Annotated in this window: 9 protein-coding genes; 5 read left to right on the top strand and 4 right to left on the bottom strand. The window is 72.0% G+C overall.

The window, feature by feature from the left end; translation table 11 throughout:
* Together ACE3O1_RS12320 and ACE3O1_RS12315 are read left to right on the top strand one after the other, a co-directional pair.
* Window positions 1–608 (top strand): aminotransferase class III-fold pyridoxal phosphate-dependent enzyme (locus tag ACE3O1_RS12320; protein ID WP_374315448.1); only part of this gene is annotated, 608 nt, incomplete at its 5' end.
* A 54-nt stretch (window positions 609–662) separates the two neighbouring features.
* Window positions 663–2,195 (top strand): CoA-acylating methylmalonate-semialdehyde dehydrogenase, encoded by a 1,533-nt coding sequence (locus ACE3O1_RS12315; protein WP_374315446.1) that lies wholly within the window; start codon window positions 663–665, stop codon window positions 2,193–2,195.
* A 141-nt stretch (window positions 2,196–2,336) separates the two neighbouring features.
* Here ACE3O1_RS12315 and ACE3O1_RS12310 read toward each other — a convergent pair whose 3' ends face one another.
* Complete coding sequence (locus tag ACE3O1_RS12310) at window positions 2,337–3,251, bottom strand: diacylglycerol kinase family protein (RefSeq protein ID WP_374315444.1); 915 nt, start codon at window positions 3,249–3,251, stop codon at window positions 2,337–2,339.
* Window positions 3,252–3,580: 329 nt separating this feature from the next.
* Window positions 3,581–4,027 carry an Lrp/AsnC family transcriptional regulator gene (locus ACE3O1_RS12305; RefSeq protein WP_374315450.1) on the bottom strand — a complete coding sequence of 149 codons (447 nt, stop codon included), beginning with the start codon at window positions 4,025–4,027 and terminating at the stop codon, window positions 3,581–3,583.
* A 145-nt stretch (window positions 4,028–4,172) separates the two neighbouring features.
* Here ACE3O1_RS12305 and ACE3O1_RS12300 point away from each other — a divergent pair, with 145 nt between their 5' ends.
* From ACE3O1_RS12300 to ACE3O1_RS12290, 3 genes are all read left to right on the top strand, one after another.
* Window positions 4,173–5,600 carry a DUF6421 family protein gene (locus ACE3O1_RS12300; RefSeq protein WP_374315442.1) on the top strand — a complete coding sequence of 476 codons (1,428 nt, stop codon included), beginning with the start codon at window positions 4,173–4,175 and terminating at the stop codon, window positions 5,598–5,600.
* Window positions 5,593–6,270, top strand: coding sequence for an SDR family NAD(P)-dependent oxidoreductase (locus ACE3O1_RS12295; RefSeq protein WP_374315440.1), 678 nt, complete (start codon window positions 5,593–5,595; stop codon window positions 6,268–6,270). The genes ACE3O1_RS12300 and ACE3O1_RS12295 overlap by 8 nt, the downstream gene beginning before the upstream one ends.
* A gap of 101 nt (window positions 6,271–6,371) precedes the next feature.
* Window positions 6,372–7,439 (top strand): low specificity L-threonine aldolase, encoded by a 1,068-nt coding sequence (locus ACE3O1_RS12290; protein ID WP_374315438.1) that lies wholly within the window; start codon window positions 6,372–6,374, stop codon window positions 7,437–7,439.
* A gap of 74 nt (window positions 7,440–7,513) precedes the next feature.
* Here the strand turns inward: ACE3O1_RS12290 and ACE3O1_RS12285 are convergent, their stop codons facing one another.
* On the bottom strand, window positions 7,514–9,211 hold the full coding sequence (locus ACE3O1_RS12285) for a DivIVA domain-containing protein (RefSeq protein ID WP_374315436.1): 1,698 nt from the start codon (window positions 9,209–9,211) through the stop codon (window positions 7,514–7,516).
* 243 nt (window positions 9,212–9,454) lie between these two features.
* A complete protein-coding gene (locus ACE3O1_RS12280; RefSeq protein ID WP_374315434.1) occupies window positions 9,455–11,368 on the bottom strand; it encodes a M3 family metallopeptidase in 1,914 nt (637 codons plus the stop codon).
* Window positions 11,369–11,635 lie beyond the last annotated feature (267 nt).

Genomic DNA, 11,635 nt, shown 5'->3' with positions numbered 1-11,635 from the left:
ACCGGTACGGCATCATCCTCATCCTCGACGAGGTCATGGCCGGCTTCGGGCGCACCGGGCGCTGGTTCGCCTTCGAGGGCTACGACGTCGTCCCCGACCTCATCACGTTCGCCAAGGGGGTCAACTCCGGCTACGTGCCCGTGGGCGGCGTGATCATCTCCGACGCGATCTCGGCGACGTTCGACGACCGCGTCTTCCCCGGCGGGCTCACCTACTCCGGGCATCCGCTGGCCGCGGCATCCATCATCGCCTCGATCGACGCGATGGAGGACGAGGGGATCGTCGAGAACGCGCACCGGATCGGCGTCGAGGCGATCGGCCCGGCGCTCGCCGACCTGGCCGAGAAGCACCGCCTGATCGGCGAGGTGCGCGGCGAGGGCGTCTTCTGGGCGGTGGAGCTCGTGACGGACCGCGAGACCCGCGAACCGGTCGTGGCCGACGTGATCGGCCGGCTCAAGAAGGAGCTGTCGGCGCGCGGCCTCATGCCGTTCGCCGCCGACAACCGCATCCACGTGGTGCCGCCCTGCGTGGTCACCGACGACGAAGTGGCGCAGGCCATGTCGATTTACGATGAAGCTCTGACGAGCGTCGAAGAGGACCTCTCTTGACGCGTGCGCGTCCTCTCACGAGGAGGGCTTCCCAATGAAGGGCAGGAACCCACGATGACTGACACGACCACCCTGGAGCGGACCGAGCAGGCCGCCACGACGACCCTCGAGCACTGGGTGCGCGGCGCCGCCTGGGCGGGCACGTCCGAGCGCACCGGCGATGTCTACAACCCCGCGTTCGGGACGGTGCAGAAGACCGTGCGGTTCGCGTCTGCGGCGGATGTCGCCACCGCCGTCGACGTGGCGTCCGAGGCGTGGGCGGGCTGGCGCGACGCGTCGATCTCCAAGCGCCAGGGCGTGCTGTTCGCCTTCCGCGAGCTGCTCAACGCCCGCAAGGGCGAGCTCGCCGAGATTCTGACGCGCGAGCACGGCAAGGTGCTCTCCGACGCCCTCGGCGAGATCGCCCGCGGCATGGAGGTCGTGGAGTTCGCGTGCGGACTCGGCCACCTCACCAAGGGCGCGTACTCCGAGAACGTCTCGACCGGCATCGACGTCTACACGCTGCGCCAGCCGCTCGGCGTGGTCGGCATCATCAGCCCGTTCAACTTCCCGGCCATGGTGCCGCTGTGGTTCTTCTCGATCGCGCTCGCGGCCGGCAACGCCGTGATCCTCAAGCCCAGCGAGAAGGACCCGACCGCCGCGAACTGGATGGCCGAGCTCCTCAAGGAGGCGGGCCTCCCCGACGGCGTGCTCAACGTCGTCCACGGCGACAAGGAGGCCGTCGACGCGCTCCTCGAGCACCCCGACGTGCGCGCCATCTCCTTCGTCGGCTCGACGCCGATCGCGAAGTACGTGTACGAGACGGCGACCTCGCACGGCAAGCGCGTGCAGGCCCTCGGCGGCGCGAAGAACCACATGCTGGTGCTCCCCGACGCCGACCTCGACCTCGCCGCCGACGCGGCCGTCAACGCCGGGTTCGGCTCGGCCGGCGAGCGCTGCATGGCGATCTCGGTCGTGCTCGCGGTCGACACGATCGCCGACGAGTTCGTGCAGAAGGTGTCCGAGCGCATGGCGACGCTGCGCACCGGCGACGGCATGAAGGGCTGCGACATGGGCCCGCTCATCACCGGCCAGCACCGCGACAAGGTCACCTCCTATCTCGACATCGCCGGCGCCGACGGCGCCTCGGTGGTCGTCGACGGGCGCGACGTCGAGATCGACGGCGACCCGAACGGCTTCTGGCTCGGGCCCACGCTGATCGACAACGTGCCCACGTCGTCGGCCGTGTACAAGGACGAGATCTTCGGTCCCGTGCTCTCGGTCGTCCGCGTCGACGGCTACGAGGACGGCCTCGGCATCATCAACTCGAGCCTGTACGGCAACGGCACGGCGATCTTCACGAACGACGGCGGTGCCGCGCGGCGCTTCCAGCGCGAGGCGCAGGTCGGCATGATCGGCATCAACGTGCCGATCCCGGTCCCGGTCGCGTACCACTCGTTCGGCGGCTGGAAGGCCTCGCTCTTCGGCGACGCCAAGGCGTACGGCCCGCACGGGTTCGAGTTCTTCACGGCCGAGAAGGCGGTCACCTCGCGGTGGCTCGACCCCTCGCACGGCGGCCTGAACCTGGGCTTCCCCCAGCACGACTGACCCCCGTTTCACCGGATGCCGCGCCCCCTCGCCGGGTCGCGGCATCCGCCTTTCTCCGTCTCCGGGGAGGTGCGGCGCACGAAGCCGCAAAGGGCGCTGGTGCAACCGCGCCCGGTGCGAGGAACTGCGCCACACGCGCGGTCAGCGCGGGGCGAAGACCTGGAGCGCGTCGGGGAGGGCGCGGCAGCGCAGGCGGAAGCCGGCGGGATCGCGCTCCTCGAGCTCGCCGTCGTGGACGAACACCGACGGCCGGCCGGGCTGCGGGATCACCCGCAGGTCGAGGTCGCGCACGACGCGCCGCTCGATGTCGGCGTCGCGCGGGAACAGCCGCACGGCCCGCAGCACAGCCGCGCTGCGCTTGCCGAAGGCGAGCGAGGCCAGCGCCCGCACGCGCGAGCCGCGGGCATGGTGGATGCGGACGTCGAGGACCGAGGCATCCGCTTCCTGTCGCTGCATCGTCGCGACGCGGTCGGGATCATTGCGGCCCACGCTGACGAAGACGGACCACACCCGCGCGCGGCGGCCGTCGAGCACGATCGTGAGCGGCTCGGTGCGGCGCAGCGCGCTCCACGTCGCCGCGACCCCGCCCAGCCACTTCCCGAGGCTGCTGCGGCGCTCGCGCTCCCCGATGAGCTCGGGGTAGGCGCCGACCGACACCACGTTGAGGACCGTGACCGGCTCGTCGTCGTCGGCGGTCGCCTCGACCACGCCCACCGACGCCGTCGATCCGGCCCCGAGCGCGTCGAGGGCGATGCCCACGTCGGCGATCCCGAGCGCGCGCACGAAGTGGTTGAAGGTTCCGCCGGGCATCGCGAGCAGCGGGCGATCGTGCCGCCGCGCGAGGTGAGCCATGCGCGACACCGACCCGTCGCCGCCGTAGATCCCGAGCACGGCGGGCGGGGCATCCGACTCCATCGCCGCCGTGACGACGTCAGCGAGGTCCTCCTCCTCGGCGAGTTCGTGCACGACAGCCTCGGGCAGCCGCTCGGCGAACGTCGCGGCAGGGTCGGAGCGCATGACCGCCGTGCCCGACGCCGCGTTGCGCACGATAAGCACGCCGCGCCCCGACCGGAGCGGCACGCCGGTATCGCTGGACCCCTCCACGTGCACGAGCGTAGTCGCCGCTCCGCCGACTCTTGTGAATGTCGGGGGAGAAATGGGCGCGCATGGGCGCCGGGCCCGCGTTCCGCCCCGGTTTCTCCCCGCTCCTTCACGCGCGCGGCCCGCGACCGCGGCACCCGCGACGCGCCGGCAGCCGTCGAAACCCGAGGAGGCAGGCCGCCTCGAGCGGACCGGCGACCCGTCCGCTGCGGGTCTTCCTCCGTCTTCGAAGCGGCGCAGCCGCCGGGCCTGCTCAGCCCTCGAGTCGACGGCGGCGCCCGGGACTAGGCGGGCAGGATCGGCCGATTCTCGTAGAAGGTCTGCAGCACGACCGTGGTGCGGGTGTTGACCGAGGCGGCGAGGCGGATGTCGCGGATCAGCGTCTCGAGGTGCCGCGGCGACGTCACCCGCACGAAGAGGATGTAGCTGGCGTCGCCCGCGATCGAGTGGCACGCCTCGATCTCGTCGAGGTGCTCGAGAAGCTCGGGAGCGTTGTCGGGCTGGGCGGGGTCGAGCGGCGTGATCTCGATGAAGGCCGACAGCGGCTTGCCGACGGCCTCGGGGTCGACGGCCGCGCGGTAGCCGGTGATGACGCCGCGCGCCTCGAGGCGGCGCAGCCGCGTCTGCACGGCCGATACCGAGAGCCCTGCGGCCGTCGACAGCTCGGCCAGCGTCGCCCGGGCGTTGAGCGACACCGCGCGCACGATGGCGGCGTCGATCGGGTCGTCGATCCGCGCGGGAGTGTCAGAGGTCGCCACGCTCTGACTCTACCCACCCGAGCCCCGAAGGGCAGGAACCATTCCGGTGCAGGGCATGGATCACAGGAAGTCTTCCCGTAGAATGATCCCGTCACCCACAGACGATCGGAGGTTCATCATGCCCATCAGCCAGACTCCCGCGCAGGCCATCGTCGGCGAACCCGAGGTCGTCGAGGACGCCATCGCCCTCGCCGCCGGCGTCGAGACCTCGAGTGCCTGGCAGAGCCTCAAGGCGGCGGCATCCGCTCTGCAGCCGCTCCAGATCAAGGACGGCTCGATTCCGGATGCCGCGTCCCACGCCGAAGCCCGCGCTCACGTCGAGGCGATCGTCGCCGCGATGGACGAGCTGCGTCCGCGCTTCCCGCACGACGCCGCGTACCTCGCAGCATCGATGCGGGACTTCGGCCGATGGATGGACGAGGGCTTCGGCGTGCCCGACTTCCTGGACTCGCTCGCGGCGTTCCAGCCGCAGCAGCACCGGGCAGACGGCATCCGCCACCTCGTGGTCTTCCCGATGTACACGCAGAACGGCTCGTCCGACCGGCACGTCGAGGCCGTGCTCGTCGAGGTGATCTGGCCCGACTTCATCGCCGAGCTCGAGACCGAGTACACCAACCGGCTCTTCGTCTCGCTGCGCTTCCTCGACTTCACGCCCGGATACGACACCAACTCGGCGGTGCTGTTCCCCGAGACGGTCGCGATGCGCGAGATCCCGTCGTTCACGTGGGGCGCGATCTTCCAGGACCGCGAGGCCGCGCGCTACCGCCGCGTGGTGCGCGCCGCCGCCGACACCACGAAGCTCGACCTGCCCGAGGACGCCGCGCGCATGCTCGACGACCAGGCGCTCACCGAGAAGACGTTCGTGATGTGGGACATCATCCACGACCGCACCCACATGCGCGGCGATCTGCCGTTCGACCCGTTCATGATCAAGCAGCGGATGCCGTACTTCCTGTATTCGCTGGAGGAGCTGCGGTGCGACCTCACGGCCTTCCGCGAGTGCGTCGCGATCCAGGGACGCCTGTCGGCTCGCGACGACCTGACGCCGGCCGAGTCCGAGATGCTCGAGCACGCGAAGCTGGTGCAGTACGCGGTGATCTTCGACCGCATCTTCCGGTTCTCGATCACCGGCTCGCGAGTGCGCAACTACGACGGGCTCGGCGGTCAGCTGCTGTTCGCGTGGCTGCACCAGCGCGGTGTGCTGCACTGGACCGACACCGCCCTGGCGTTCGACTGGGATGAGGTGCCCGCCGCGGTGGTCGCGCTCGCCGATGCGATCGACGAGCTGTACTGGCGCTCGATCGACCGCCCGAAGACGGCGCACTGGCTGGCCGCCTACGAGCTGGTCCGCGGCACGCTCACGCCCAATCCCGCGTCGCAGTGGGCTCGGGGCCTCCCCGACGAGATCCTCGCCGGCGCGCCGAAGGGCTACACCGACGCCGTGATGGACGACGAGTTCCCGCTGTCGATGTTCTTCGAGGCGCTCGACAAGAAGATGAAGCCGGTCATCGAGTCGACGGCCGGACTGACCGGCGCCGATGCCTGACACGGTCGCCGGACGGCTCGTCCTGATCGCCGGCGCCACGAGCGCGTCCGGCCTCGCGGCGACGCGCGCCCTCGTCTCGGCGGGGGCGCGCGTGATCGCGGTGGGGCGGGATGCCGCGAAGCTCGAGCCTCTCGCGCAGGTCGGCGCACGCCCCGAAGTGTGCGACCTGACCGACGAGGCCGCGGTCGCCGGGCTCGCGGAGCGCCTGCACGCCGCCGAGGACGCCGTCGACGGCGTCCTGCACCTGGTCGGCGGCTGGCGCGGGGGCGGGGGTCTCGCCGGGCAGACCGACGACGACTTCCGGTTCCTCGAGCGCTCCCTCACCGCCCTGCGCCACGTGAGCCGTGCCTTCGACGCCGATCTGCGCGCGTCGAGCGCCGGCCGGCTGGCGGTCGTCTCCTCCACCGCCGTCGCGCGGCCGCTCGCGGGCGGCGCCAACTACGCGGCTGTGAAGGCGGCCACCGAGGCGTGGGCGCGCGCGGTCGCGCAGGGCTTCGCGAAGGCAGCCCGGGATGCCGGGACCCCCCTGGCCGCGGCATCCGTCGTCTTCCGGGTCAAGAGCCTGGACGGTCTGGAGGACGCGCTCGCGCAGCGGTTCGCCGACCTGTGGACCGTCGAGGCCGCGGAGATCAACGACACCGTCGTCGAGCTCACCGACCCCGCACTCTGAGCCGGCTGCCGAGTAGGCGGCCGCGCCCGGCACGTCCGCCGCACCCCGGCCGCACGCCGGCGCTTCGGCCGCATCGCCGGCACGAACTAGATTGGACACCCGTGACCACGATCCACGACCCGAACCTGCGCGGCTTCGCCTCCGACAACTACTCCGGCATCCACCCCGAGGTGCTCGCGGCCATCGCCGCCGCCAACGACGGGCACCAGGTCGCGTACGGCGAGGACGTCTACACCGAGCGGCTGCAGCAGGTCATGGCCGCCCACTTCGGCGAGGGCGTCGAGGCCTACCCGGTGTTCAACGGGACGGGGGCCAACGTCGTCGGCCTGCAGTCGATGCTGCCGCGCTGGGGGGCCGTGATCTCGGCCTCGACCGCGCACATCAACGTCGACGAGGGCGGAGCGCCCGAGCGCGTCGGCGGCATCAAGATCCTCCAAGTGCCCACCGACGACGGCAAGCTCACCCCCGAGCTCATCGACCGCGAGGCGTGGGGCTGGGGCGACGAGCACCGCGCGCAGCCGCTCGTGGTGTCGATCACGCAGTCCACCGAGCTCGGCACGCTGTACACGGTGGACGAGATCCGCGCCATCGCCGACCACGCGCACGGCCACGGGATGCGGCTGCACATGGACGGCTCGCGCCTCTCCAACGCGGCGGCGTCGCTCGGCCTGCCGCTGCGCGCCTTCACGCGCGACGCCGGCGTGGACGTGCTGAGCTTCGGCGGCACCAAGAACGGCGCGATGCTCGGCGAGGCGATCGTCGTGCTCGACCCCGAGGCATCCACGGGTCTCACCTACCTGCGCAAGCTCGACATGCAGCTCGCGTCGAAGATGCGCTTCGTCTCGGCGCAGCTCGTGGCGCTGCTCGAGGGCGACCTGTGGCTGCGCAACGCATCGCACTCCAACGCGATGGCGCAGCGCCTGCGCGCCGGCGTGGAGGCGGGCCTGGCCGACGGCTCGATCCGCGGCGTGGCGTTCACGCAGCCCACGCAGGCGAACGGCGTGTTCGCGACCCTGCCCGACGGGGTCGCCGACCGGCTTCGGTCGTCGTTCCGGTTCTACGACTGGGATGCCGCGAAGAACGAGGTGCGCTGGATGTGCGCCTTCGACACCAGCGAGAACGACATCGACGCGTTCATCGCCGCGATCGCCCGGGAGACCTCGGCCTGACCGCCGCGGCGCCGCGGCTGACGCCGGCGTCGCGCTGCGGCGCAGGAGAAATCCGCCCTGCGGGGCGTAGGGGCTCAGCGCGCCTCGGCCTCGACCTCGACCTCAGCCTCGACCTCCGCCTCAGCCTCGGGGTCAGCCTCGACCTCCGGCTCAGCCTCGACCTCCGGCTCAGCCTCGACCTCCGGCTCCGCGACCTCCGGCTCAGCCTCGACCTCCGGCTCAGCCTCGACCTCCGGCTCCGCGACCTCCGGCTCAGCCTCGACCTCCGGGTCAGCCTCGACCTCCGGCTCCGCGACCTCCGGCTCAGCCTCGACCTCCGGCTTAGCCTCGTCCTCCGGCTCAGCCTCGACCTCCGGCTCGACGTCCCCGTCAGCCGGCTCGATGTCCACGTCAGCCGGCTCGACGTCGTCGGCGCGGTCCTGGTGCTCGGCGTCCACGTCCTCGACCTGCAGCACGTGCTCGATCGGGGCCGCGGCGGCGACCTGGAGCTCGGCGGCGCCGGGCGCGGCATCCGGGCGGATCATCTCCTTCACCTCGGCCATGAAGCTCGTGAGCTGGTGCTGCTGCCAGCGCAGCTGCCGGGTGCGGTCCTCGGCGTCGCGGAGCACGGCATGGGACTGGGTCGTCACGAGGTCGATGATGCGCTGCGCCTTGATGCGCGACTGATCGAGCAGCTCGCCGGCGCGGAGCCTGGCATCCGCCTCGATCTGCAGCGCCTGCGCGCGCATGAGGCGCTCGAAGTCCTCGGCCTTCGCCGACACGCGCTGCGCGTGATCGAGCGACGCGGCGACCTGCTCGTTGGCGTCCAGCGTGATGCGCTCTGCATGGGCGACGGCCTGGTTGTGCAGCACGAGGAACTCCTGCTGGGCATCGTCCTGGCGCCGGGTCAGCGAAGCCTCGAAATCGAGAGCGCGCATGCGCAGGTCGCGCACCGCGTCCTCCGCCTCGGAACGGGCCTCCGCGGTCTCCCGCGCGACCATCGAGCGCAGCGCGGCCACGCCCTTCTCGGCCTCGGAGCGGATCGCGGCCGCCTCGCGCTCGGCCTGCGCGACCTTCTCGGCCGCGTGGGCCGCCTCGCGCTCGATCTGGGACTGGTGCGCGGTCAGCTCGGTCTCGATGCGCAGGCGCACCTGCTGCGCCTCATGCTGCGCCTGCGACAGGATGCCGTCGGCCTCGGCCTGCGCATCCTTCCGGCGGTTCTCGATCTCGGTGCGCGCGGCCTCGAGCAGGCGCTCGCCCTGCACGGTGGCGTTGCGCAGCAGGACACCGGCCTGCTCCTCGGCGACGCGGAGGACCTCTTCGAACTGCTGGCCGTTCGGGGTCGACTCCGTCGCGCCGACGAGCTCCTCGGTGAGGGCCTGGACCCGCTGCTCGGATGCGGCCGCGCGCGCACGGGTGGCGGCGAGCTCGGCCTCGAGCGCGGCGACGGCCTCACGACTGTCGGCATCGGCCGACTCGAGCGCCTGCAGGCGTTCGCGGTTGGCGGTCTCGAGCTCGATCTCGAGCGCGGCCACCTTCTCCCGGCTCTGGGCGACCACGGAGCTCGCGCGGCGCTGGTTCTGCTTCAGCGCGGCGACCTGCTCGGCGGCGGAGCGGGCACGCGCCTCGAGCTCGGCGACCGCCGCGTCGACCTCGTCCTTGTCGTAGCCGCGGAATGCGGTCGCGAACGACGTCGCGGGGGCGGCGTCGGTGGCCGTCTGGGCGGCGAGCAGTCGCTCGAAGGTCGAGTCCTCGGCCGGGTTGTTCCGGGCCGGAGCGCCGTGGTCGGACATCGGGTTCTCCGCTTCTTCGGGGTCGCGTCGCCGGAGACGATCCGGGCGGCGGTGCGGTCCGGCGCACGACGCCGACCACGGAGGGCACGAAGAGGGAGGGCGAGGGGCACCGGCGACGCTCCGCCTCGACGACATCGGGGGATGGCGTCGCAGCTGGCTGCGCATGCGGGCAGGGGCAGGATACCTGGCCGACCTGTGTGTCGGCGACCCCCGGACCCGCACCGGGTGTATGGGCGGCGGACCCTAGGCCCCGGCGAGCCAATCGCGGTAGGCGTCGAACGAGTACGGCCGGCCCAGGAAGCCCTCGACGAGGTCGCGGGCATCGCGTGATCCGCCGCGCTCGAGCACCTCGGTGCGGTAGCGGCGCGCCGCCACCGGGTCCATCAGTCCGTCGGCGAATCCCGTGAGCAGGTCGCGGGCGATGACGAGGCTCCACTGGTAGGTGTAGTAGCAGGCGCCGTAGCCGGTGAGATGCCCGAACCCGGCGTACGGGTGCAGGCCGGGGATGGGCTGCACCGGCGTCGTCGTGGCGTAGAGGCGCTCGGTCTCCGCCTGCAGGTCCGCGGGGCGGTCGACGTGCAGGTGGTACGACACCGACGCGTGACCAAGCTGCCGGCGCACTTCGAGCGCGCGGCCGAACGCGTCCGCCGTGCGCATCTTCGCGACGAGCTCGGCGGGGATCGGCTCGCCCTCGGCGTTCGCGCTGAACGTCGCGAGGACCTCGGCATCCCACGCCCACTCCTCGAGGAGCTGGCTCGGCGCCTCGACGAAGTCCCATTCGGTCTCGAAGCCGGTGAACCGGGCGAACCGCTGGTGACCGCCGAGGATCTCGTGCACCAGATGGCCGAACTCGTGGAAGAACGTGACGACCTCGTCGTGCTCGAGCAGTCCGCGCGAGAAGTTGCACAGCAGCGCGGCCTCCGGGAGGACGCGTCCCGGGATGCCGGGAGCCACGGGGAAGCACGCCGCGTGGCTGTACTTGCCGTCGCGCGGGTGCAGGTCGAGGTGGATGCGGCCGATCCGCTCCCCCGCACGGACGACGTCGTACGACCGCACGTCTGCGTGCCACGCCGACGCGTCGACGGCCACGTACTCGACGTCCAGCAGCCGGCCGGTCACGTCGAGCACGCCGTCGAGCACGCGGCCGAAGGGGAAGTACGAGCGCACGAGCTGCGCGTCGACGTCGTACTGCTCGCCCTTGACCGCGCCGAGGATATGCCAGAAGTCCGCGACTGTGACGGCCGCGGCATCCGGGACATCGCGGCGCAGCCGCTCCAGCAGAACGGGGTACTCGGCTTCGGCGGCAGCCCGCGAGGCCTCGTCGAGACGAGCGAGGAACGCGGGGATCTCGGCACCGCCGCCGATCATGCGCGTCTCGGTCTCGAAGTCGGCCCAGTCGGCGTACCCCAGCAGGTGGGCCCGCTCGGCGCGAACCTCCAGGAGCTCGGCGAGCACGGCTTCGTTCTCAGGCCACGCAAGGTCGTTGTAGGCGCTCACGAGGGCGGTGCGCGTCGCGCGATCGGTGGCGTACTCGCGCACCGGCATGAGGTCGGTGTACTCGGTCGTCAGGGTGACGAAGCCGTTCTCGTCGGCGGGATGGGCATCGACGAAGTCCTGCGGGAGTCCGGCGAGCCCGGCGGCGGGCACCTGGATCTCGCGGCGCCCCTCGCGGATGTTGCGCGAGAACGTCAGCGACAGCTCGGTGTCGCGCTCGGTGAGCGTGCGCACGCGCTCGCGTCCGTCGTCGTCGAGGCCGACGCCGCCGCGGCGGAAGTCGCGCCGCACGTGCTCGAGCAGCCGCGCCTGGAGGTCGTCGAGGCCGTCAGGCGCGGCATCCGCGAAGGCCTTCCACAGCTGGGGGTCGAGCAGCCGGGCCGCCGACAGCGACTCGATCGTCTGCACCTGGGCCTCGGCCAGCTCCCGCACCGAGGCGTCGGGGTGCGCCTCGCTCACGACGTAGGCCTCGCTCAGCGCCTCGCGCAGGGCGATGTCGGCGTCGTTCCAGAGCTCGAGGCGGTCGGCGACGGGAAGCTCGGGCTCCGCGCGCAGCCGCGCATCGAGACTCTGCACGCGCGCGATGCGGTCGGCGGCCCGGTCACGCGCGAACGCGGTCCAGCCGTCGAGGTCGGACGGGAAGCTGATCGGCTCGGTGGTCACCGTCCGAGCCTACGACCGGCCTCGGCGGCGGCGCGGCATCGGGCGCATAACTCCTGCACTTTGGGCGGAGGCTCGACCCGGGGGGTGACGCCGGCACTCGGCTGCGGCCCCCCCGGGGGGCGCATAACTCCTGCACAGTGAGCGGGCCGCCCGCCTCGGCGTGCCGGAAAGGCCGAGTTTCCGCGGCTTCGGGGGCGAGGCCGCCGCCCCCCCCCACCAAAGTGGAGGAGGTAAGCCACCGCGCACACCGGGGCAGCCCCGGGCGGC

The organism is Microbacterium sp. (assembly GCF_041909575.1).
Taxonomy (GTDB): Bacteria; Actinomycetota; Actinomycetes; order Actinomycetales; family Microbacteriaceae; genus Microbacterium.
Note: the sequence above shows the minus strand (reverse complement) of the source record. Positions and strands in the feature narration are given on the sequence as shown.